Source organism: Leclercia sp. LSNIH8 (genome assembly GCF_002920195.1).
Classification (GTDB): Bacteria; Pseudomonadota; Gammaproteobacteria; order Enterobacterales; family Enterobacteriaceae; genus Enterobacter.
The window spans coordinates 719,542-740,700 of record NZ_PQJY01000001.1 but is presented as its reverse complement, the minus strand read 5'-3'; the positions used below and the strand labels follow the sequence as shown (position 1 = coordinate 740,700).

The 21,159-nt window shown below is 55.1% G+C and carries 23 protein-coding genes; 12 read left to right on the top strand and 11 right to left on the bottom strand.

Translation table 11 applies throughout. The annotated features are described in order from the left end of the window. Positions 1 to 241: 241 nt before the first annotated feature. Both yccA and tusE read left to right on the top strand, forming a co-directional pair. Positions 242 to 901 carry an FtsH protease modulator YccA gene (yccA, locus tag C3406_RS03595; protein WP_103823337.1) on the top strand — a complete coding sequence of 220 codons (660 nt, stop codon included), beginning with the start codon at positions 242 to 244 and terminating at the stop codon, positions 899 to 901. Between the two features lie 86 nt (positions 902 to 987). Further along, the gene (gene tusE, locus C3406_RS03590; protein WP_103823605.1) at positions 988 to 1,317 is read left to right on the top strand and encodes a sulfurtransferase TusE; all 330 of its coding nucleotides are present in this window, start codon (positions 988 to 990) and stop codon (positions 1,315 to 1,317) included. Here the strand turns inward: tusE and yccX are convergent. The 3 genes from yccX to C3406_RS03575 form a co-directional block, all read right to left on the bottom strand. Beyond that, the gene (gene yccX / locus C3406_RS03585; RefSeq protein WP_103823338.1) at positions 1,314 to 1,595 is read right to left on the bottom strand and encodes an acylphosphatase; all 282 of its coding nucleotides are present in this window, start codon (positions 1,593 to 1,595) and stop codon (positions 1,314 to 1,316) included. The two genes, tusE and yccX, sit on opposite strands and share 4 nt — an antisense overlap. Positions 1,596 to 1,656: 61 nt before the next feature. Continuing rightward, positions 1,657 to 2,385 carry a helix-turn-helix transcriptional regulator gene (locus C3406_RS03580; protein ID WP_476629926.1) on the bottom strand — a complete coding sequence of 243 codons (729 nt, stop codon included), beginning with the start codon at positions 2,383 to 2,385 and terminating at the stop codon, positions 1,657 to 1,659. Positions 2,386 to 2,456: 71 nt separating this feature from the next. Continuing rightward, entirely contained in the window at positions 2,457 to 3,014 is a 558-nt protein-coding gene (locus C3406_RS03575) for a kinase inhibitor (RefSeq protein ID WP_103823340.1), read from the bottom strand. Between the two features lie 175 nt (positions 3,015 to 3,189). On the opposite strand from C3406_RS03575, the gene rlmI reads away from it, so the two are divergent. Then, positions 3,190 to 4,380 carry a 23S rRNA (cytosine(1962)-C(5))-methyltransferase RlmI gene (gene rlmI / locus C3406_RS03570; RefSeq protein ID WP_103823341.1) on the top strand — a complete coding sequence of 397 codons (1,191 nt, stop codon included), beginning with the start codon at positions 3,190 to 3,192 and terminating at the stop codon, positions 4,378 to 4,380. A gap of 60 nt (positions 4,381 to 4,440) precedes the next feature. After that, positions 4,441 to 4,758 carry a heat shock protein HspQ gene (gene hspQ / locus C3406_RS03565; RefSeq protein WP_103823342.1) on the top strand — a complete coding sequence of 106 codons (318 nt, stop codon included), beginning with the start codon at positions 4,441 to 4,443 and terminating at the stop codon, positions 4,756 to 4,758. Between the two features lie 37 nt (positions 4,759 to 4,795). Here the strand turns inward: hspQ and C3406_RS03560 are convergent, their stop codons facing one another. After that, complete coding sequence (locus C3406_RS03560; protein WP_103823343.1) at positions 4,796 to 5,209, bottom strand: CoA-binding protein; 414 nt, start codon at positions 5,207 to 5,209, stop codon at positions 4,796 to 4,798. A 170-nt stretch (positions 5,210 to 5,379) separates the two neighbouring features. Between C3406_RS03560 and csgI the strand changes: the two genes are divergently transcribed. Together csgI and mgsA are read left to right on the top strand one after the other, a co-directional pair. Next, positions 5,380 to 6,042 carry a curli synthesis inhibitor gene (gene csgI, locus C3406_RS03555; protein WP_103823344.1) on the top strand — a complete coding sequence of 221 codons (663 nt, stop codon included), beginning with the start codon at positions 5,380 to 5,382 and terminating at the stop codon, positions 6,040 to 6,042. 79 nt (positions 6,043 to 6,121) lie between these two features. Then, positions 6,122 to 6,580, top strand: coding sequence for a methylglyoxal synthase (gene mgsA / locus C3406_RS03550; protein WP_103823345.1), 459 nt, complete (start codon positions 6,122 to 6,124; stop codon positions 6,578 to 6,580). Positions 6,581 to 6,617: 37 nt separating this feature from the next. On the opposite strand, the gene helD is transcribed toward mgsA, so the two are convergent. After that, the gene (gene helD, locus C3406_RS03545; protein WP_103826474.1) at positions 6,618 to 8,672 is read right to left on the bottom strand and encodes a DNA helicase IV; all 2,055 of its coding nucleotides are present in this window, start codon (positions 8,670 to 8,672) and stop codon (positions 6,618 to 6,620) included. A gap of 123 nt (positions 8,673 to 8,795) precedes the next feature. On the opposite strand from helD, the gene C3406_RS03540 reads away from it, so the two are divergent. Further along, entirely contained in the window at positions 8,796 to 9,242 is a 447-nt protein-coding gene (locus C3406_RS03540) for a YccF domain-containing protein (protein ID WP_103178960.1), read from the top strand. Between the two features lie 18 nt (positions 9,243 to 9,260). Then, positions 9,261 to 11,396: a YccS family putative transporter gene (gene yccS, locus C3406_RS03535; protein ID WP_103823347.1), complete on the top strand. Its 2,136-nt coding sequence runs from the start codon at positions 9,261 to 9,263 to the stop codon at positions 11,394 to 11,396. Here the strand turns inward: yccS and C3406_RS03530 are convergent. After that, a complete protein-coding gene (locus tag C3406_RS03530; RefSeq protein WP_103823348.1) occupies positions 11,377 to 12,006 on the bottom strand; it encodes a TfoX/Sxy family DNA transformation protein in 630 nt (209 codons plus the stop codon). The genes yccS and C3406_RS03530 overlap by 20 nt on opposite strands. Positions 12,007 to 12,223: 217 nt before the next feature. Here C3406_RS03530 and sulA point away from each other — a divergent pair, with 217 nt between their 5' ends. Both sulA and ompA read left to right on the top strand, forming a co-directional pair. Next, positions 12,224 to 12,733, top strand: coding sequence for an SOS-induced cell division inhibitor SulA (gene sulA, locus C3406_RS03525; RefSeq protein WP_103178957.1), 510 nt, complete (start codon positions 12,224 to 12,226; stop codon positions 12,731 to 12,733). Between the two features lie 354 nt (positions 12,734 to 13,087). Next, positions 13,088 to 14,143, top strand: a complete 1,056-nt coding sequence (gene ompA / locus C3406_RS03520) for a porin OmpA (protein WP_103823606.1) — start codon at positions 13,088 to 13,090, stop codon at positions 14,141 to 14,143. A 66-nt stretch (positions 14,144 to 14,209) separates the two neighbouring features. On the opposite strand, the gene matP is transcribed toward ompA, so the two are convergent. Beyond that, positions 14,210 to 14,665 (bottom strand): macrodomain Ter protein MatP, encoded by a 456-nt coding sequence (gene matP, locus C3406_RS03515; RefSeq protein WP_103178956.1) that lies wholly within the window; start codon positions 14,663 to 14,665, stop codon positions 14,210 to 14,212. Positions 14,666 to 14,851: 186 nt separating this feature from the next. On the opposite strand from matP, the gene C3406_RS03510 reads away from it, so the two are divergent. After that, positions 14,852 to 16,612, top strand: coding sequence for an AAA family ATPase (locus C3406_RS03510; protein ID WP_103823349.1), 1,761 nt, complete (start codon positions 14,852 to 14,854; stop codon positions 16,610 to 16,612). A 68-nt stretch (positions 16,613 to 16,680) separates the two neighbouring features. Then, positions 16,681 to 17,199: a bifunctional 3-hydroxydecanoyl-ACP dehydratase/trans-2-decenoyl-ACP isomerase gene (gene fabA / locus C3406_RS03505; protein WP_000227926.1), complete on the top strand. Its 519-nt coding sequence runs from the start codon at positions 16,681 to 16,683 to the stop codon at positions 17,197 to 17,199. Between the two features lie 72 nt (positions 17,200 to 17,271). Here fabA and rmf read toward each other — a convergent pair whose 3' ends face one another. From rmf to pqiA, 4 genes are all read right to left on the bottom strand, one after another. Further along, positions 17,272 to 17,439, bottom strand: a complete 168-nt coding sequence (gene rmf, locus C3406_RS03500) for a ribosome modulation factor (protein WP_010429337.1) — start codon at positions 17,437 to 17,439, stop codon at positions 17,272 to 17,274. A 255-nt stretch (positions 17,440 to 17,694) separates the two neighbouring features. Further along, positions 17,695 to 18,258 carry a membrane integrity-associated transporter subunit PqiC gene (pqiC, locus tag C3406_RS03490; RefSeq protein WP_103823351.1) on the bottom strand — a complete coding sequence of 188 codons (564 nt, stop codon included), beginning with the start codon at positions 18,256 to 18,258 and terminating at the stop codon, positions 17,695 to 17,697. Next, positions 18,258 to 19,895, bottom strand: a complete 1,638-nt coding sequence (gene pqiB / locus C3406_RS03485; protein WP_103823607.1) for an intermembrane transport protein PqiB — start codon at positions 19,893 to 19,895, stop codon at positions 18,258 to 18,260. The genes pqiC and pqiB overlap by 1 nt, the downstream gene beginning before the upstream one ends. Before the next feature lie 4 nt (positions 19,896 to 19,899). Then, positions 19,900 to 21,153 (bottom strand): membrane integrity-associated transporter subunit PqiA, encoded by a 1,254-nt coding sequence (gene pqiA / locus C3406_RS03480; RefSeq protein WP_103823352.1) that lies wholly within the window; start codon positions 21,151 to 21,153, stop codon positions 19,900 to 19,902. Positions 21,154 to 21,159 lie beyond the last annotated feature (6 nt).

Genomic DNA, 21,159 nt, shown 5'->3' with positions numbered 1-21,159 from the left:
TCGACGCAAAATAACTCTTAGCGTTGAGTCAGGAATAAGGCAATATATTTCAGTGACCTATAAGAGCTTGATCTGATTAATCCTGACAAACAGTGATTCGTGCTACATTGCGCAGGTTACGGAACATTTCATGCTACCTCAACACCTAAGATGCTGAGTAAAGATGGGTAAAACCATTTTATAAGCGGCGCGTCGTTTTCTATTCTTGCCGTCAATTACATCTGTCATAAGAGAGTGACTCATGGATCGTATTATTAGTTCTTCACGCGACCGCACATCGCTACTCAGCACCCACAAGGTGCTGCGCAACACCTACTTTATGCTCAGCCTGACGCTGGCCTTCTCCGCGCTGACGGCCACCGCCAGCACCGTGCTGATGCTGCCATCGCCGGGGCTGATCCTGACTCTGGTTGGTATGTATGGTCTGATGTTCCTGACCTACAAAACGGCTAACAAGCCGGTAGGTATTTTGTCGGCGTTCGCCTTCACCGGTTTCCTGGGCTACATCCTGGGGCCAATGCTTAACACCTACCTGTCTGCCGGTATGGGCGATCTGATCGGCCTGGCGCTGGGCGGTACCGCGCTGGTCTTCTTCTGCTGCTCTGCCTACGTGCTGACCACCCGCAAAGACATGTCCTTCCTCGGCGGTATGCTGATGGCGGGCATCGTGGTAGTACTGATCGGTATGGTGGCGAACATCTTCCTGCAGTTACCGGCCCTGCACCTGGCTATCAGCGCCGTATTCATCCTGATCTCCTCCGGGGCGATCCTGATGGAAACCAGCAACATCATTCATGGCGGTGAGACGAACTACATCCGCGCTACCGTGAGCCTGTATGTGTCGCTGTACAACATCTTCGTCAGCCTGTTGAGCATTCTGGGCTTCGCCAGCCGCGATTAACCGACAGTGCTCTGTAACAAGCCCCGCTTATGCGGGGCTTTCTTTTTTGGTAAACTGTCGCGGTTTTCGATAATTTCGTGATGATTATGCTGAACTTTGAAGGTAAAGAGATTGAGACCGATAGCGAAGGCTATCTGAAAGAGACCAGCCAGTGGAGCGAAGGGCTGGCGGCGATTATCGCCGAAAAAGAGTCTATTGCCCTGACGCCAGAGCACTGGGAAGTGGTGCGCTTTGTGCGCGACTTCTATCTGGAATTTAACACCTCCCCCGCCATCCGCATGCTGGTCAAAGCGATGGCCAATAAGTATGGCGAGGAGAAAGGCAACAGCCGCTATCTGTATCGTCTGTTCCCGAAAGGCCCGGCAAAACAGGCGACCAAAATCGCCGGCCTGCCTAAGCCCGTGAAGTGCATTTAATAGCGAATACCGAAGTTCACGTATTCCCGGCCGGGTTGATGCGGTTCTGACAGAACCTTTTCAACCCGAGCAATGCGCGGCCCGCCCGCCTTAAGCCAGGCGAGCAGTTTATCGACCTGTTCCGCCTCGCCGCAGGCCACCACTTCGACGCTGCCGTCATCCATATTACGCGCGTAACCGGTCAGCCCCAGCTCCGTGGCTTCTCGCTGCGTGCTGTAACGAAAGCCCACACCCTGAACCGTGCCGTGAACCCACGCGATGATGCAGACATTTGCCATACTCCCTCCCCTTATCCATGCCTGACCTGAATCCAAAGAATAGCAAATTATGGCTCCAGGTTTAGCGTAGCGTTTTGGGTAAACAGCCGTAATGCTGGCGGAAACGGGCCGTAAAACGCGAGCTGGACAGGTACCCGCACTGCATGGCGATCTCGCCGATGGGCAGGCGGGTCGACTGTAGCTGCGAGAGCGCTACCGCCATGCGTACCTCCTCCACAATCTGGCGAAAACTTTGCGACTCTTCCCGTAAGCGTCGGCGCAAGGTGGGTACGCTTACGGCCAGACGGCTGGCGATCTCCTGCGCGGTCCATGCCTTACCGGGCGACACCATGATGAAATGCCGCACCTGCTCAGTAAGATTGATATTTCTCTCGATAAGCAGCGGCCCGGCCACCCCATCATGCAGCAGCGCCAGCAGGAGCCCGAAGGCCTGATGCTTTTGCAGCTCTTCCGGCAAACCGTGCCGCACCGCATGCAGCAGATTGCCCCACATAAAGGCCAGCCCTTCGCTGAGCGGAGCACACAACGAGTCCGTTCTGGCGCGCGGCCAGGATTGCAGGTAGCGCGTTTTAAACTCGGCGATAATGTCGGGGGATAACAGCAGCAGATCGGAATGAAACAGCTCCTGCGCGGGCTGGTTAATGATCTCCATTGGGGTGTTCGCCGGAATAATGATTAGCTCATCCGGCGTGGCCACCAAGCGCCGCTCCTCCTGAATAATCACCTTGCTGCCATGTGTAATGTGGCAAATGGCCGGGTAAAAAAGCTTTACGTGGTGCAGGCGATGCATCTTGCTGGCATTGACCTCAGCCGCTGTCAGATGATTATGTTGAAAATGAAAATCCTGCACCGGACCACCTTTTATCGTGCGTATGTTGCGGTTAATTGCGCTTTCGCCAGTACGTGGCTGTTGAGCATGAAGCCGACCAGCGCGCCGCTGGCATTACTGTCGATGGGCAGTTTATCCACGTTCAGCGCCCAGACGGTGAACTGATAGGGGTGCGGTTTATCCCCTTCCGGCGGACACGCCCCACCAAAGCCAGCATACCCGAAATCATTCCGCCCCTGCACCGCCCCTGCGGGTAATTTATCGCTGTTCGTTTTTCCGGCGCCAGCGGGCAGGCTCAGCGTGTGAGCGGGAAGATTGACCAGGGTCCAGTGCCACCAGCCGCTGCCTGTGGGGGCGGCAGGATCGTAGGCCGTGATGGCAAAACTTTTTGTGCCCGCTGGGGGATGCTGCCAGGCCAACTGTGGCGAGGCATTCCCTCCCTTGCAGCCAAAGCCAGTAAAAACCTGCTGTTGCGTTAAGGGGTGGCCGTCGGCGATATCCTGACTGCTGAGACTAAACGGCAATGCCGCAGACGCAGTAAAACTGATTGTCGCCAGCGTCATGGCGGCGATAGCAATGTGCTTTTTCATTGTGGTTTCCTTTTGCTGAACCGGAAACCTCACTCTAAAGCTCACGACAAATTCATAATGTGCCTGAGCGATTTTAAAATGTGCCGAAACGCTCAATAGTGTCCGCAGATGATTGCCACTGACCATCTGTGCTACTCTACGCGCCATTTCCCTGGAATCGACAGAACAGAAAATTATGAGTGTACGTTTAGTGTTAGCCAAAGGGCGCGAGAAATCATTGCTGCGCCGTCATCCCTGGGTCTTCTCCGGTGCAGTTGCCCGTATGGAAGGCAAAGCCAGCCTCGGTGAAACCATCGATATCGTTGACCACCAGGGTAAATGGTTAGCGCGCGGCGCATACTCGCCTGCGTCCCAGATCCGGGCGCGCGTCTGGACATTTGATAAAGAGGAATCCATCGATATCGATTTCTTCGTCCGTCGCCTGCAGCAGGCGCAGCAGTGGCGCGACTGGCTGGCAAAACGCGACGGGCTGGACAGCTACCGCCTGATCGCCGGTGAATCCGACGGTCTGCCAGGCGTGACCATCGACCGTTTTGGCAATTTCCTGGTGCTGCAACTGCTAAGCGCGGGGGCAGAGTATCAGCGGGCGGCGTTAATCAGCGCGCTGCAGACACTGTTCCCTGAGTGTGCCATTTACGATCGCAGCGACGTCGCGGTGCGTAAAAAAGAGGGCATGGAACTGACTCAGGGTCCGGTAACGGGCGAACTGCCCCCTGCCCTGCTGCCTATCGAAGAGCACGGCATGAAACTGCTGGTGGATATTCAGGGCGGCCACAAAACCGGTTACTACCTCGATCAGCGCGACAGCCGTCTGGCAACACGCCAGTACGTTGCCGACAAGCGCGTGCTGAACTGCTTCTCCTATACCGGCGGTTTTGCGGTGTCGGCGCTGATGGGCGGTTGTGCTCAGGTGGTGAGCGTCGATACGTCCCAGGAAGCGCTGGACGTGGCGAAGCAGAACGTTGAGCTTAACAAGCTGGATCTGAGCAAAGCCGAATTTGTTCGCGATGATGTCTTTAAGCTGCTGCGCAAATATCGCGACCAGGGCGAGACGTTTGACGTGATCGTGATGGATCCGCCGAAGTTCGTCGAAAATAAAAACCAGCTGATGGGCGCCTGCCGTGGGTATAAAGACATTAATATGCTCGCCATCCAGCTGCTTAACCCGGGCGGCGTGCTGCTGACCTTCTCCTGTTCCGGCCTGATGACCACCGAATTATTCCAGAAAATTATCGCGGATGCCGCTGTAGATGCTGGTCGTGATGTACAATTTATAGAGCAGTTCCGTCAGGCGGCCGATCATCCGGTGATCGCTACCTATCCGGAAGGGCTGTATCTGAAAGGATTTGCCTGTCGCATCATGTAACTTGAAAAGTGGAATGTTGCCCACACCTATAGTGTAAGTAACGTTTCCCGGGAGGTGACTATGAATGCCAGCAAATTCGGTATCGGCCAGCAGGTCCGCCATTCCCTGTTAGGTTATCTGGGCGTGGTCGTGGATATCGACCCGGAATATTCCCTCGACGAACCGTCAGCGGATGAGCTGGCGGTGAATGCAGAACTCCGCGCCGCGCCCTGGTACCACGTGGTTATGGAAGATGATGATGGCCAGGCCGTGCATACCTATCTTGCCGAAGCCCAGTTAAGTAGCGAACAGCAGGATGAACATCCTGAACAGCCATCGATGGATGAACTGGCGCAAACGATCCGCAAACAGTTGCAGGCCCCGCGCCTGCGTAACTAATGAAAACCCGGTAGCCCACGGCTGACCGGGTTTTTTATTACTTCGCCATCCCGAGGCGTGGGATCTCAATCGCCGGGCAGCGATCCATCACCACATTCAGGCCTGCGTCCCGTGCCAGCACCGCCGCCTGTTCGTTAATCACCCCGAGCTGTAACCACAACGTTTTCGCCCCGACTGCAATGGCTTCTTGCGCCACCCCCCAGGCCGCTTCAGAGTTGCGGAACACATCCACCATGTCGATTTTTTCCGGTACTTCCGCCAGGGTGCCGTACCCCTGCTGGCCCAGCAATGTTTTACCTGCCACTTTTGGTGATACCGGGATCACGTGATAGCCCTGGTCGAGCAGATATTTCATCACCCGATAACTCGGGCGATCGGGCTTATCACTCGCCCCTACCAACGCAATGGTTCGGGTGGTGGTAAGGATGTCAGCTATGGTGTTCTCTTTCATTTATCTCCTCCTGGCTCATTCAAACCGGGTATCAACGCCGTTAAGCAACTTCTCATCCCATACGTCTGTATGAGGGCAAATTGCCGTACCCTGTCTATATGTTAGTAAATATGATTAACGAAAAATTTTGATACATTATTCAAGACGCATGTCTTTTAAGAGGGCTCTCTATGAAAACCGGCATTGCCTGGAGTCTGTTTGCGCTGCTCATGCCGGTTTGCGTTTTCGCCACAACGCTGCGGCTCTCTACAGACATCGACCTGCTGGTACTTGATGGCAAAAAAGTCTCCAGTTCCCTGCTGCGCGGCGCCGATAGCATAGAGTTGGACAACGGTCCGCATCAGATTGTCTTCCGGGTAGAAAAAACCATTCGCCTTGGCAATCACGAGGAGCGCATCTATATCTCCCCTCCTCTGGTCGCCAGCTTTAACACCCAGCGGATCAGTCAGGTTAATTTTAGCCTTCCGCGGCTGGAAACAGAAAAAGAGTCACAACTTTATGATAAATCACCGCAAATCGAGTTGCTGGATGGCGACGCGACCCCGATTCCGGTCAAGCTGGATATTCTGGCGATCACCAATACGCCGAACGGCGTCAATTACGAGTACGACACCGAGCGCTATAACAAAGCCGGGCAGAGCGCCTCGATACCGCAGTTTTCTACCACCATGGCCGATGACAGCACGCTCTTATCCGGCGTGTCTGAACTGGATATGCCGCCACCGCAATCCCAGAGCATGACGGAGCAGCGCCTGAAATACTGGTTTGCCCAGGCCGATCCCGAGACCCGAAGCCGTTTCCTGCAATGGGCGAAGCAACAACCCTCGTCCTGAGCCGCATTTTTTATCCCTTTCTCTTGCAGCGTCAGGTGCTTCCAGTAATCTGTAGCCAGTTAACTAACGGATAGAGACTATGGAACTCACAACCCGCACACTGCCGGAACGCAAACATATCGCCCTTGTCGCGCACGATCACTGCAAACAGATGCTGCTCAACTGGGTTCAGCGTCATAAATCCCTGCTGGGACAACATCAGCTTTCGGCCACCGGAACAACCGGCAACCTGATCCATCGTGAGACCGGGCTGGAGGTGAATGCCATGTTGAGCGGCCCTATGGGGGGCGATCAGCAGGTGGGCGCCCAGATTTCGGAAGGAAAGATTGATGTGCTGATCTTCTTCTGGGACCCGCTCAATGCGGTACCGCACGATCCGGACGTAAAAGCCCTGCTGCGTCTGGCAACGGTGTGGAATATTCCGGTCGCCACTAACCTGTCGACGGCGGACTTTATTATCGAATCCCCGCAGTTCAACTCGCCGGTGGAGATTCTGATCCCGGATTATCAGCGCTATCTGGCTGAACGTCTGAAGTAAATGTGTCCTGCCGGGTGGCGGCTTCGCCTTACCCGGCCTACGGTTTACGCACTACCGGCACGTCTATATTTTTCAATATCTCAACAAAACGTGACGGCTGCTGTTTATTAAACAGCAGCCAGACCCGATGGCGGGCGCGGGTCATCGCCACATATAACAATCGCCGCTCTTCGGCATCGGGAAAGTCTTCCGTCGCAGGCAGCAGAGCCTGCTCCATGACCGATTCACGCGCAGGTGCCGGGAAACCGTCGCTCCCCTCCTGTAACCCCACGACGATTACATAGTCCGCCTGCTGCCCCTTGCTGGCGTGGATGGTCATAAAATCCAGCTGCAATTTTGGCCAGCGGGTCGCGGCTTTCTCCAGGCTGGCAGGCTTGAGATGGTGATAGCGCGCCAGCACCAGAATGCGCTCCTCCGGTCTGGCGTAACCGCTGAGCTTATCCAGCAGGGCATCAAGCTGATCGTCTCCCAGCAGCGTGACCGCTTTTTTGTCCCCTGCCGACAGGCTGTTCAGCGGTTTTGCCAGCTGATGCGGGTTCTGCTGGATAAAGCGGTTGGCGATCTCACCGATCCGGTTATTGAAGCGGTAGGTGGTATCCAGATCGCAGCGATCGCCTTCGCCAAAGTAATGGTGAAACGCGGTTGTCAGCGACAGCTGCGCGCCACTGAAGCGATAGATCGCCTGCCAGTCATCCCCCACGGCGAACAGGGTGGTGTGCTTGTTCTGTGCCCGTAGCGCCGCCAGTAGTGCCGCACGCTGAGGGGAGATGTCCTGAAACTCATCAACCAGAATGTGTTTCCAGGGGCTGATAAAACGGCCTTTCTCCAGAATAACGATCGCCTGATGAATCAGGCCGGAAAAATCGACGGCGTTTTCTGCCTTCAGGGCAGCTTTCCACGCTTTTAGCAGCGGTGCCATTAACTTCACCCGCTTTGAAAACAGCGCCCGCACCTCTTCAGGGGCGCCGGCAATCATCTCTGCCTGAGCGCCGCCGTGCATGCGCATCAGGCTCACCCAGCGATCGAGCCGGGGTGCCAGTCGGCGCGCCAGCTTCTCGTTTTGCCAGAAACTGCCCTCCGGCACGTCCCAGTTCAGCTCCTCTTCCAGCCACTGGCGCCAGCCTTTGGCCTGCGCTTTTTTCTCGCTGCACTGCTGCTGCCAGGCATCGATAAATAGCTTCTGCCGCGCCGCGGTGTCGTTTTCAAGCTCGCTGACCACGGGCACTTTTTTACTCCCCTGCTGAATGATGTGCAGGGCCAGGGCGTGGAAAGTCCGGGCGGTAATGTCGCGGGTATGCAGCCGCGCCTCGATCCGCTCATCCATCTCCTGGGCCGCCTTACGGCCAAAGGCCAGGAGTAAAATCTGATCGGCAGAGGCTTCATTGCGGGTCAGCAGCCAGCCTGCCCGGGCCACCAGCACCGAGGTTTTGCCGCTACCGGCACCGGCCAGCACCAGCAGCGACGACTCGCCGTTGACCACCGCCCGAGCCTGGGCCGGATTGAGGGGGGAAGACTCTATACCGGCAAAAAAGTCCGCATACTGGCTGAGCATGGCGTCGGTCCACGCCTGATTGTGCGCCAGCCTGCTCTGGTCAATGTCCTTCAGCCAGGCCTGACACTGACGCCAGGCTTCCCGGCAGTTATCAAACTCGTCGAGCCGTGAGACGGACAACGGCAAGGCCTGTAACGCCTGGCGAATTTTTTGCTGCAGACCGAGCGTTTTTTCCCGCGTCAGCCAGCTGTTTTGCTCATTTGTTGCGGCAATGTCATTCAGCGCGTTTTGCAGGACCTGCGCCGCCACCTCACTCATTTCAGCACTCCACTGCTGCCAGAGCGTGTTCAGATGCCGGTGAAAACGCTGGGTTTCCGCCCACTCGGTGCCATGCAGGCGGACCACTTTTTCATCGGGCAGAACAAACTCCAGCTCCCCCCAGACCAGGCCGCGCTTGCAGTGAATGGCCAAAAGCTGATTGAAAGGGATGAGATATTCATGACGTTCGCCTGAGACCTTGACCCCGGCGTTGAGCAGAACGACTTTGTCGTACGGATGTTGTGCCAGGCGCTTGCCTAACGATGTTGCTTTCAGTTCCATGTCCAGCCTGATCCACGACGTGAATAATTGCATAACAGTTTAACTGCCAGTTTTCAGGTGCTCCAGCGCAAAAAAACGTTACAATCATCAGGGCTTCACCATTCCGGTAAGAATTGAGGTTTTATGCGTACCGTTCTGAATATTTTGAATTTTGTGCTGGGTGGTTTTGTCACTACCCTCTCCTGGCTGCTGGCGACGCTGGTCAGCGTGGTGCTGATCTTCACCCTGCCGCTGACGCGCTCCTGCTGGGAAATCACCAAACTCTCGCTGGTGCCTTACGGTAACGAAGCGGTTCACGTGGATGAACTGGAGCCTGACAGTAAAAGTACGCTGATGAACACCGGCGGAACGCTGCTCAATATTCTGTGGCTGATCTTTTTCGGCTGGTGGCTGTGTGTAATGCATATTGCGGCGGGGATCGCCCAGTGCCTGACCCTGATTGGTATCCCCGTCGGGATTGCCAATTTCAAAATTGCCGCCATCGCCCTCTGGCCGGTCGGACGCCGGGTTGTGCCGGTGGAAGTGGCTCGCGCCGCGCGGGAAGCCAACGCCCGCCGCCGTTTTCCGTAACAAGGACCTCGCGCGCACATGCTAAGCCCCCTGCTTCGCCGCTACACCCTGAACAGCGCCTGGCTCTACAATGCCCGGATCTTTATTGCCCTGTGTGGCAGTACCGCCCTGCCCTGGTGGCTGGGAGAAGTAAAGCTGACCATCCCGCTGACGCTGGGGGTGGTTGCCGGCGCGCTGGCCGACCTGGACGATCGCCTTACCGGTCGGCTGCGCAATCTGGTCATCACCCTGATCTGCTTTTTTATCGCCTCTGCATCAGTTGAGCTGCTCTTCCCGTGGCCGTGGTTTTTCGCGATTGGGCTGACGCTCTCCACCAGCGTTTTTATCCTGTTGGGTGGGCTGGGCCAGCGCTACGCCACCATCGCCTTTGGCGCGCTGCTTATTGCCATCTATACCATGCTGGGGGTGTCGCTGTATGACCAGTGGTATCAACAGCCGGTGCTGCTGTTGCTGGGCGCGGTCTGGTATAACCTGCTGACGCTCGCCGGGCATCTTATTTTCCCCATTCGCCCGTTACAGGATAATCTTGCCCGCAGCTACGAGCAGCTGGCCCACTATCTGGAATTAAAGTCCCGGCTCTTCGATCCAGATATCGAAGATGACGGCCAGGCACCGCTGTACGATCTGGCCCTGGCGAACGGGCAACTGGTGACTACGCTAAACCAGACCAAAGCATCGTTACTCACCCGTTTACGCGGCGATCGTGGTCAGCGCGGCACCCGCCGAACCCTACACTATTACTTTGTGGCGCAGGATATCCACGAGCGCGCCAGCTCATCGCACATTCAGTACGCCGAACTGCGCGAAAAGTTTCGCTACAGCGACGTGATGTTCCGCTTCCAGCGCCTGTTGTCGATGCAGTCGCAAGCCTGCCAGCAACTGTCGCGCTCCATTCTGCTGCGCACCCCTTATCAACACGATCCGCGATTTGAACGCGCATTTACCCACCTGGATGCGGCGCTCGACCGCGTTCAGGCCAGCGGCACCTCTGCTGAGCAGATGAAAGCGCTGGGTTTTCTGTTAAATAACTTACGCGCCATTGATGCCCAGCTCGCCACCATCGAATCTGAGCAGGCGCTGGCAACACCCGGTAATGATGTGAATAACCAGCTTGCGGATGACAGCCTGCATGGGTTTAGCGATATCTGGCTGCGTTTAAGTCGTCATTTTTCCCCGGAATCGGCGCTGTTTCGCCATGCGGTGAGGATGTCGCTGGTGCTCTGTATTGGTTATGCTTTTATACAGATAACCGGGCTTAATCACGGCTACTGGATTTTGCTCACCAGCCTCTTTGTCTGTCAGCCCAACTACAACGCCACCCGCCATCGACTGGCGCTGCGTATTCTCGGCACCCTGGTTGGGGTCGCTGTCGGGTTACCTATCCTTTACTTTGTTCCTTCGCTGGAAGGCCAGCTGATCTTAATTGTGATCACCGGCGTGCTGTTTTTTGCGTTTCGTAATGTGCAATATGCCCACGCCACCATGTTTATCACTCTGCTGGTGCTGCTCTGCTTCAACCTGCTCGGGGAAGGTTTTGAGGTGGCCCTGCCGCGCGTCGTTGATACGTTAATTGGCTGCGCCATTGCCTGGGCTGCGGTGAGTTTCATCTGGCCGGACTGGCGGTTCCGTAATCTGCCACGGGTGCTGGATCAGGCGATGAACGCCAACTGCCGTTATCTTGATGCCATTCTTGAGCAGTATCATCAGGGGCGCGATAACCGTCTGGCGTACCGTATCGCCCGGCGTGACGCCTATAACCGCGACGCGGAGCTGGCGTCTGTGGTGTCGAATATGTCCACGGAGCCGCGGGCAACCGCAGAAACCCGTGAAGTCGCATTCCGTTTGCTGTGCCTGAACCATACTTTTACCAGCTATATCGCCGCGTTGGGCGCGCACCGCGAGCGGCTCACCAGCCCCGCAATCCTGGGATTGCTCGACGATGCGGTCTGCTACGTTGATGATGCACTTCATCAACGTCCGGCGGATGAGCCTCGTGTTCAGCAGGCATTAAGCGAACTGGCGCAACGCATTTCACATATTGAGCCGGGAGCCGAGAGCAAAGCGCCTCTGGTTCTGCAGCAAATTGGTCTGCTCATCGCGTTGCTGCCAGAAATTTGTCGCCTACAGCAGCACGTTAATCAGCTGCCGGAGTAAGGGGAGTCTCTACCGGCAGCTTTTTGTACCACTCCACAAGCTCCTGGCGTCTGACTTCCGGGAGTGCAGCGACGTGCAGCCCGGTAATTGCCCCTTCCAGTGCAAACAGCACCTTATAACTGAGGTGCTTGTTCAGCGCTTTGATCTTCAGCCAGGACTGTTCCGCCCCCAGCGCGCGTAATGCCTCTTCGGTGGTGATGCCCGCTTCATAAAGCAGGATCTCCAGTTGAAAGGTGAGATTGGGTAAATCTTTCAGCCTTTCGCGCTTATAGCGTGCGCTGCGCTCCCGCCGCGCCGCTTCCAGCGCAAACGAGGAGAGCTGCAGAAGCTTTTCGCGATCCTGCCAGAGTCCTTCATCAACGCGATAATAGTTCAACAATACAGGCCGCCCCCGCTTTACCAGCGACAGGAAAGTCGAGGCATGTTTTACACAGTAAGGTGCGCTCTCCTCACAGGCCCGCAGGTATAACTCCCCTTCCGACACCATGGCAAATACCGTGTCATCTACCGCCAGAGTGTAACCGCCAAACAGGGCGCGATAGTGCACCTCGCCGAGAGGAGACAGGTATTCTGCTGATTGATAGATCCGTTCATACGATAACTTTTTCATGATATTTCCCTTTTAAATCATGGAGTAATGGTGAGTTCGTTTGTTAACGGATCCGTTAGCCAAAAAATAGGTGACTTATAATCGAACGGCAAGATGATTTTTCAATACGACTGAATTACAAACCAAATTTGCGAGGAGCTTTCCGAAAATGAGGTTGATCTTTAGTCGCACAGGGGTTACTGTATATCCATACAGTAACTACAGGGCTGGATTGATTATGTACTCTTCAGGCTATGCAAACCGTTCAACTACTTTCTCTTCAACCGCAGGTAAAAGCGCGCTGAATTCCACTGCGCCTGTTTCCACCGGGCTGATTAGTGAAGTGCTCTACCGTGAAGACCAGCCCATGATGACGCAGCTGTTATTGCTGCCCCTGTTACAGCAGCTTGGTCAGCAGTCTCGCTGGCAGTTGTGGCTTACGCCGCAGCAGAAATTGAGCCGGGAGTGGGTGCAGTCCGCCGGCTTGCCGCTCACAAAAGTGATGCAGATAAGTCAGATGGATCCATGCCATACTGTAGATTCAATGGTGAGGGCGTTGCGTACCGGGAATTACAGCGTCGTGATCGGCTGGTTTACGCACGAGTTGACGGAAACGGAACAACATCGTCTGGCTGAAGCCGCCGAAGAAGGTAATGCGCTCGGCTTCATAATGCGTCCCATTCGAATGAATGCTCTGGGCAACGGACACCTTTCTGGGCTAAAAATTCACTCCAATTTGTATCATTAAGTAAAAATAAGAGTATTCCTGGAATTTTTTTTGCGCCCTCTGTACGCCGTTGGTTCTCTATATAAAAGCCGCGAAAAGTCTTGTCTGCCGCGGCTTTCTTCATTTTAGCACGCCTTAAATTGCGCAATAAATGTTAAATATTGTGTATACAAAACTTTTTTTTTCATATGCCTGACAGAGTTCACACTTGTAAGTTTTCAGGTACGTTGTAGACTTTACATCGCCAGGGGTGCTCGGCCTAAGCCGAAGATATCGGTAGGTTTACTCTTTGTCCCCGCCCCCCGGTGAAGGATTTAACCGTGACTCTCATTGAGATTCTCATGGCGATTTTTGGATGATAACGAGGCGCAAAAAATGAAAAAGACAGCTATCGCGATTGCAGTGGCACTGGCTGGTTTCGCTACCGTAGCGCAGGCCGCTCCGAAAGATAATACCTGGTACGCTGGTGCTAAACTGGGCTGGTCTCAGTTCCATGACACTGGCTGGTATAACGACGCTCTGAACAACGACGGTCCAACTCATGAAAGCCAGCTGGGCGCAGGCGCGTTCGGTGGTTATCAGGTTAACCCGTACGTTGGCTTCGAAATGGGTTACGACTGGCTGGGCCGTATGCCTTACAAAGGCGATCGAATTAACGGCGCATTCAAAGCTCAGGGCGTTCAGCTGACTGCTAAACTGGGCTACCCAGTAAATGACGCTGTAGACATCTACACCCGTCTGGGCGGCATGGTATGGCGTGCAGACTCCAGCAACAGCATCGCTGGCGACGACCATGACACCGGCGTATCCCCAGTATTCGCTGGTGGCGTTGAGTGGGCTATGACCCGTGACGTTGCTACCCGTCTGGAATACCAGTGGGTTAACAACATCGGCGACGGCAACACCGTTGGTGTTCGTCCAGACAACGGCATGCTGAGCGTGGGTGTTTCCTACCGTTTCGGCCAGCAGGAAGAAGCAGCGCCAATCGTTGCTCCAGCTCCAGCACCGGCTCCAGAAGTACAGACCAAGCACTTCACTCTGAAGTCTGACGTTCTGTTCAACTTCAACAAAGCAACCCTGAAACCAGAAGGTCAGCAGGCACTGGATCAGCTGTACACCCAGCTGAGCAACCTGGATCCTAAAGATGGTTCCGTAGTGGTTCTGGGCTTCACCGACCGTATCGGTTCTGACGCTTACAACCAGGGTCTGTCTGAGAAACGTGCTCAGTCCGTTGTTGACTACCTGATCTCTAAAGGTATCCCGGCTAACAAGATCTCCCCACGTGGTATGGGCGAATCTAACCCAGTTACCGGTTCTACCTGTGACAACGTGAAAGCTCGCGCTGCACTGATCGACTGCCTGGCTCCAGATCGTCGCGTAGAGATTGAAGTTAAAGGCATCAAAGACGTTGTAACTCAGCCAGCGGCATAAGTTATCGTCTGACAAAAAACCCCGCCATGGTGCGGGGTTTTTTATTGCCTGAAGAAAAGTAAAACGCTACTTTTTACCGGCCAGCAGCGCCTGAAGATCGGTTTTCAGGGTCGACATCTGACTGGCGTACTTCTCTTTATGTTCCGCATCTTCAATCAGCTGCACGATGGTTTCTGACAAGGTTTTCCCCCGTCGCTGGGCAAGCCCGGCCAGACGCTGCCAGACCATAAACTCCAGATCGATCGACTTTTTACGGGTGTGCTGGTGCTCAGCATTAAAGTGCCGTTTGCGCCGCGCACGGATAGTCTGCTTCATTCGGTTCAGTAAGGCGGGATTAATATGCTTTTCAATCCAGCCATTGACCAGAATGGGTTCATTTTCGAGGGTCAGCAATAAATCTACAGCTTCTTTTGCGGCACTGGCTTCGAGGTAGCAGGTGATCAACTCCCCTTCACGGTGTTTTTTGACCAGATACTTCCATTTCCAGCCGCTTTCGAGATTTTCCAGTTGTTGATATTTCATTGCGATCTCAGTGTGACCGTGTAACTGTGTTCAGAATATCAGTTTTTTAGCAATCTGCTGAAAAGAAATCATATCCTGTGACACGCGGTGACGCATTCCTGCCCGGAAACCCCCATTCCCTCATGTGCAGAGCCTGCGCCTTACGGTATACTCCATCGTTTTACTTCTGACTAAAAAACATCAACTTTGACCATTACGAAACTTGCATGGCGTGACCTTGTTCCGGATACCGACAGTTATCAGGAACTGTTTGCACAGCCAGATCTCGCGAAAGAAGACGAATACATCCTCAGCGACACTCAGCCCCGTTTGCATTACGCGCTGGAGCAGGTGTTAAGCCCATGGGCCACCTCGCCATTCATGTTGTTGAAAGCGCCAGACGAAGCGGAGTATCTGAATCTTCTGGCAGATGCCATGCGGCAGCTGCAGCCAGAAGCCGGAACGGTCTTTGGTGGTGAGTACCGCATCGATGGGCATACCGTTACCTTTGAACCCGCCACCGTACCCGATGGCCGTTTTGCAGTCACCGGCAACATCGTCCAGGCGGGCTGGACAGAAGCAGAGCAGCTGTTCGGCTGTCTGCGCCAGTTTAACGGTGAACTTACCCTGCACCCCGGTCTGGTCCATCAGGCAAACGGCGGCGTGCTGGTTATCTCTCTGCGCACGCTGCTTGCCCAGCCGCTTCTGTGGATGCGCCTGAAAAACAGCGTTAGCCAGCAGCGCTTCGACTGGGTGGCCTACGACGAGTCGCGCCCTCTTCCTGTCGCTGTGCCCTCTATGCCGCTCACCCTGAAAGTGGTGCTCATCGGCGATCGCGAAGCGCTGGCGGATTTCCAGGAGATGGAACCCGAACTGGCCGACCAGGTGGTCTACAGCGAATTTGAAGAGAGCAGCCAGATTGCGGATGCCGAAGATATGCAGCAATGGCTGCAGTGGGTTTACGCCGTCTGCCAGCGTGCGCAGCTGCCAACACCATCTGCCGATGCCTGGCCGGTGCTGATCCGCGAAGCGGTCCGCTATACCGGCGATCAGGAGACACTGCCGCTTTGTCCTCTCTGGCTTGGCAAACAACTGCGTGAAGCCGCAGCCATGACCGAAGACGATACGGTCACCGGCGAACAGCTCTTCCAGATGCTGGTGCAGCGCGAATGGCGTGAAGGCTATCTTGCCGATCGCATGCAGGATGAGATCTTGCTTGAGCAGATCCTGGTTGAAACCGAAGGCGAACGCGTCGGGCAGATCAACGCCCTGTCGGTAATTGAATTCCCTGGCCACCCGCGCGCCTTTGGCGAGCCGTCGCGTATCAGCTGCGTCGTGCACATCGGCGACGGTGAGTTTATCGATGTCGAACGCAAAGCCGAGCTGGGCGGGAATATTCACGCCAAGGGCATGATGATCATGCAGGCCTTCCTGATGTCGGAACTGCAGCTCGAGCAGCAGATCCCCTTCACCGCCTCGCTGACCTTCGAACAATCCTACAGCGAAGTGGACGGCGACAGTGCCTCAATGGCAGAGCTGTGTGCCCTCATCAGCGCCCTGGCCGATGTGCCGGTGAATCAGAGCATTGCCATTACCGGTTCCGTGGACCAGTTTGGTCGCGCGCAGCCGGTCGGCGGACTGAATGAGAAGATCGAGGGCTTCTTTACCGTCTGCCAGCAGCGTGGGCTGAGCGGTAAACAGGGTGTGATCATTCCTCTGCCGAACGTGCGTCATCTCAGCCTCAGTCAGGAACTGCTGAAGGCGGTAGAAGAGGAACAATTCAGCCTCTGGGCCATCGAAGACATTACAGATGCGCTACCCTTACTGACAAACCTGGAGTGGGACGCCGAGGGGCAAACCACGTTGATGCAGACTATCCAGGAACGTATTGCGCAGGCAACGCAACAGGAAGCGCGCCACCGTTATCCCTGGCCGTTACGCTGGTTGAACTGGTTCACGCCAAACTGATCGGACTTGTTCAGCGTACACGTGTTAGCTATCCTGCGTCCTTCACTAAAATAAGGCATACTGAGAACATGGTAGATAAACGCGAATCCTATACAAAAGAAGATCTTCTTGCCTCTGGTCGCGGTGAACTGTTTGGCGCGAAAGGCCCGCAGTTACCGGCCCCGAACATGCTGATGATGGACCGTGTCGTGAAGATGACGGAAACCGGCGGCAACTTCGATAAGGGTTACGTAGAAGCAGAGCTCGATATCAACCCGGACCTGTGGTTCTTTGGTTGCCACTTTATTGGCGATCCGGTGATGCCAGGCTGCCTGGGTCTGGACGCAATGTGGCAGCTGGTTGGCTTCTACCTCGGCTGGCTGGGTGGCGAAGGTAAAGGCCGCGCGCTGGGCGTGGGTGAAGTGAAATTCACTGGTCAGGTTCTGCCGACCGCCAAAAAAGTTACCTACCGTATTCACTTCAAACGCATTGTTAACCGTCGCCTGATTATGGGCCTGGCGGATGGCGAAGTGCTGGTCGACGGTCGTCTGATCTATACCGCGAACGACCTGAAAGTGGGTCTGTTCCAGGACACCTCCGCATTCTGATTGTTGCTTTTACCAGAGCATATAAAGGCGAAACCTCCGCAGTGCGGAGGTTTCTTTTTTAAAGAGACGTTATCAAGCAAGTACTGCCCTGTCTCCGATGGCTTCTCGCCAGCCCCCTAACCATTGTGACCTCTGATTCAAGGTCTGATAGGGACACATTTCTTTTGAACGTCCGGCGATGCCAGCCTGATAACCACGTTGATGAGCCCTTTCAAGGCGATCTCGTTTCTGTCTCTTCATGCCTCGTTTCCCTCATTATTTGATCTGGTGGAAAAGAAAACAGTGATTACAAAATGTGCAATCACAGATAACGAATACCCTGATTACCGCCGAGCGTCAATGCGCAAAATTCACGCCAGTGTCATAAATGTGAGCTACACAAAAGTTCATTTGTACAAAAATTGTGACGCGGCAAAAGTAACCGCCTGAGGGACAAACGAAAAAAAAGCCGCAATTAGCATCAAGCTAAGTGCGGCCCCGTGCGATGAATTTTACTTATGGCAGTCGGGAGATCTCTCTCGCAATGCTGGCAGACTCCTGCGCCCAGCCCTGAGCCAGCACTTTTACCATCTCATCGTAACCATCTTTTCGCTGGATCAGCTCCAGATGGAAAGGTCGTTTGATCAGCTGACCCTGATGGTTCAGCAGCCACTCCCCGCTGACGATCACCCTGCCATCATAGCGCCCGTGGAAGTTGGTCACGTTGACGTTGAGCGTATCCTGGTCGCTACCCAGCGGCTGCGAGGCTACCACCCATCCCGGCAGTTGGCTGCCAAGGTTGGCGACCAGCGTGTTGCGCAGCTGCTGATCCAGCGGGCTGGCCCACAGGTTGTTATTAGCGATGACATACTGCACATCGCTGGTCTGATAAACCACGCCATTACCGGCGAGGTAATCCGGCACCGCCACCTGCTCTACCCACAGCAGGCGATTCCCCTGGCTGGCCGTCGTTTGCCCGCCCGCCTGCGCTGCCAGCGGCAGCTGATAATAGCTCTTGTTCTCTGATGAGCTACAGGCGGTCAGAAGCGCCACTGCGGTGATGATTAGCCATTTTTTCATTATTTAGCCCCCTTCGGCTCAGGGTCCTTTTTGTCTTTTGCTTCGAATACCAGCGCATTACTCTTCGTATTCAGCGTTTTCAGTACCGGCTGGAGCTCACGCAGAACCTGATCGAGGCGCTGCATATCCGCCACCATCTTGTTATATGCCGCGGAGCCCGGCTGGAAGCCCTGCATACTGCGGTTCAGTTCACGCAGCGTCTTCTGCATGTCCTGCGGCAGCTGCTGCATCGACTGGCTGGCGGTCAGCTTGTTCAGATTATCCAGCGTGGCCTGCAGTCGGCGCATCGTCGCCTGGCTTTCACTAAGTGTGTTGGTAGCCTGCTGAATCATCGGATTAAGCGGCAGGTTGTTGATCTTATCCAGCGTTTCCATCAGACGCTGTTGGATCTGCGCCAGGCCACCGCTGACGGTCGGGATAATTTTATAGCCCCCAAACTCGCGGATCTCTTTTAACGGCGGCTCTTTCGGGAAGAAGTCCATATCCACATACAGCGCCCCGGTCACCAGATTACCGGTTTTGAGCGAGCCGCGCAGGCCGCGCTTCATTAGCCCGTCGATATGCTGAGCAATGTCCGGCGTATCGCCAACCTGATTGATCAGACGCTCCGGCTCGATGCGGATCAGCACCGGAATACGGTAGTCATCATCCAGCACCTGGCGCATACCCGGCGCAAAGAACGGCACCTTACCGACGGTTCCGAGACGGATACCCCGGAATTCAACCGGCGCACCCGGCTGCAGGCCGCGGACAGAATCTTTGAAGAACATCAGGTAGTCGATATGGTCGGTATAGAGCGAATCCTGAATGCTTCTCTGGTCGTCATAGAGCTTGAACGCCGTGTGCTGCGCCACCGGCTGGCCCTGATCCAGCCCTTCTGGCACGTCAAAGCTGACGCCACCGCCGAAGAGCGTAGAGAGTGAACCCATTTCGACGCGCATACCGGCTGAGGTTAAGTCCACGGCGATACCGCTGTCTTTCCAGAAGCGTACGTTGCCGGTCACCAGGCGATCGTTAGGCGCATTGATAAACAGCTGATAATTGATGGTGCGTTTTTGGGTGTCAAACGTGCTGGTTTCAACGGAACCTACGCGATAACCGCGGAACAATACCGGATCGCCCGGACTCAGCTGGCCCGCTTTTTTACTGTCGAGGATAACGCGGATCCCCTTCGCATCCGGTGGCGCCAGCGGCGGTGAGTCCAGCAGTTGATATTCCGCTGGCTGGACGCCCTTTTTGCCCGGTTGCAGTTCAATATATGCCCCGGATAACAACGTGCCCAGACCGCTGATGCCTTCACGGCCTACCTGCGGTTTCACCACCCAGAACACCGAGTCGCCGTGTAGCAGCTTCTCCATGCCAGCATTAAGGCGGGCTTTGATCTCTACGTGTGTCAGATCGTCAGTCAGGGTGGCGCTTTCAATGACCCCCACATCCACGCTGCGGCTTTTGATGGTGGTTTTACCACCCTCAATCCCCTCGGCGTTGGTGGTGATTAACGTCACTTCCGGACCCTGATGGCTGTAATGATAAAACAGGATCCAGGCACCGATCAGGGCAGTCACGATGGGAAAAATCCACACCGGCGACCAGTTTCTGACCTTCTGCACTTTCGCCTCTCCGCTTTTCTTTTCCATGCTTTTATTCATCCTCATGGCTCGACGCTGACTCACGATCCCAGGATAACCGAGGGTCGAAAGTCATGGCCGCAAACATGGTCATAATCACGACCAATGCAAACATCACCGCTCCGATGGCGGGATAGATACTCATTAATCCGCCTATACGCACCAGCGCAGAGAGGACGGCAATAACAAAGACGTCAATCATTGACCAGCGCCCGACAAACTCCACGACTTCATAAATCAAATGCATCCGCTCGCTGTCACGCTTGCCGTGCCCTTTGGCATCCCAGCAGAGCCAGGCAATCGCAATCATTTTGAGCGTGGGAACCATAATACTGGCGATAAAGATCACCAGCGCAACCGGATAGGAGCCTTCACTCCATAGCAGTACAACCCCGGCCATAATGGTCGATGGCATTCTATCGCCCAGCAGGTCGGTAATCATAATCGGCAGAATATTGGCCGGGAGATAGAGGATCATGGAGGTAATAAGCAGCGCCATGGTCCACTGAAGACTGTTTTTACGCCGCACATGCCCTTTGGTTGCGCAACGCGGGCAGACATACTGGTCGGCAGGGAGGATCGCTGTGCAGCAGGCGCATAAGCGCAAATTTTGATTGATTCCCGGCACGCCGGGTTGCAGCGTTTGCGGCAACGCGGGCGCAGGGGCGATATCGTCCCATGCCCAACGGCGATCCACGCACTGAAACGCGCGTAGTTGCAGGATACAGAACAGGCACCAGGGAATAAAGCTGCTGCCAATGCCGATATCACCGTAGGCCATCAGCTTAACAAAGCTCACCAGAATACCGGCTAAGAAAATCTCCGCCATTCCCCAGCTTTTCAACTGGAACAGGATCCGCGCCAGCCTGATCTTCAGTGCTCCGGGCATATGCGCCCGGTTCACGAGCAGTAAGATAACCACCAGGCAAAACGCCGGTACGATCTGGACGAAAAGCAAAAAGAATGTTCCCAGACTGGCGTAATTCTCTGAGAACATCACGCGGGGTATCTCCAGCAAATGGACTTCGCTGGTGATGCCCCCCACCTTCATATTAATAAAGGGGAACAGATTGGAGAGAAAGAGCATAAACAACGCAGCAATGGCATAAGCAGTAGGACGCTGCCGCGGCGCGTCCCACTCTGTTGTCAGCGTTGTCCCGCAGCGCGGGCATGCCGCTTTGTGGCCATGCTCGAGCACGGGAAGCGCCACGAGCATATCGCACTGTGAGCATAAAATATGCCGGTCGGCATGGTGATGTTCACACATACTGGC

Coding starts and splice junctions, on each gene's coding strand:
- yccA (WP_103823337.1), top strand. CDS start 242: ATGGATCGTATTATTAGTTCTTCACGCGACCGCACATCGCTACTCAGC.
- tusE (WP_103823605.1), top strand. CDS start 988: ATGCTGAACTTTGAAGGTAAAGAGATTGAGACCGATAGCGAAGGCTAT.
- yccX (WP_103823338.1), bottom strand. CDS start 1,595: ATGGCAAATGTCTGCATCATCGCGTGGGTTCACGGCACGGTTCAGGGT.
- C3406_RS03580 (WP_476629926.1), bottom strand. CDS start 2,385: ATGCATCGCCTGCACCACGTAAAGCTTTTTTACCCGGCCATTTGCCAC.
- C3406_RS03575 (WP_103823340.1), bottom strand. CDS start 3,014: ATGAAAAAGCACATTGCTATCGCCGCCATGACGCTGGCGACAATCAGT.
- rlmI (WP_103823341.1), top strand. CDS start 3,190: ATGAGTGTACGTTTAGTGTTAGCCAAAGGGCGCGAGAAATCATTGCTG.
- hspQ (WP_103823342.1), top strand. CDS start 4,441: ATGAATGCCAGCAAATTCGGTATCGGCCAGCAGGTCCGCCATTCCCTG.
- C3406_RS03560 (WP_103823343.1), bottom strand. CDS start 5,209: ATGAAAGAGAACACCATAGCTGACATCCTTACCACCACCCGAACCATT.
- csgI (WP_103823344.1), top strand. CDS start 5,380: ATGAAAACCGGCATTGCCTGGAGTCTGTTTGCGCTGCTCATGCCGGTT.
- mgsA (WP_103823345.1), top strand. CDS start 6,122: ATGGAACTCACAACCCGCACACTGCCGGAACGCAAACATATCGCCCTT.
- helD (WP_103826474.1), bottom strand. CDS start 8,672: ATGGAACTGAAAGCAACATCGTTAGGCAAGCGCCTGGCACAACATCCG.
- C3406_RS03540 (WP_103178960.1), top strand. CDS start 8,796: ATGCGTACCGTTCTGAATATTTTGAATTTTGTGCTGGGTGGTTTTGTC.
- yccS (WP_103823347.1), top strand. CDS start 9,261: ATGCTAAGCCCCCTGCTTCGCCGCTACACCCTGAACAGCGCCTGGCTC.
- C3406_RS03530 (WP_103823348.1), bottom strand. CDS start 12,006: ATGAAAAAGTTATCGTATGAACGGATCTATCAATCAGCAGAATACCTG.
- sulA (WP_103178957.1), top strand. CDS start 12,224: ATGTACTCTTCAGGCTATGCAAACCGTTCAACTACTTTCTCTTCAACC.
- ompA (WP_103823606.1), top strand. CDS start 13,088: ATGAAAAAGACAGCTATCGCGATTGCAGTGGCACTGGCTGGTTTCGCT.
- matP (WP_103178956.1), bottom strand. CDS start 14,665: ATGAAATATCAACAACTGGAAAATCTCGAAAGCGGCTGGAAATGGAAG.
- fabA (WP_000227926.1), top strand. CDS start 16,681: ATGGTAGATAAACGCGAATCCTATACAAAAGAAGATCTTCTTGCCTCT.
- rmf (WP_010429337.1), bottom strand. CDS start 17,439: ATGAAGAGACAGAAACGAGATCGCCTTGAAAGGGCTCATCAACGTGGT.
- pqiC (WP_103823351.1), bottom strand. CDS start 18,258: ATGAAAAAATGGCTAATCATCACCGCAGTGGCGCTTCTGACCGCCTGT.
- pqiB (WP_103823607.1), bottom strand. CDS start 19,895: ATGGAAAAGAAAAGCGGAGAGGCGAAAGTGCAGAAGGTCAGAAACTGG.
- pqiA (WP_103823352.1), bottom strand. CDS start 21,153: ATGTGTGAACATCACCATGCCGACCGGCATATTTTATGCTCACAGTGC.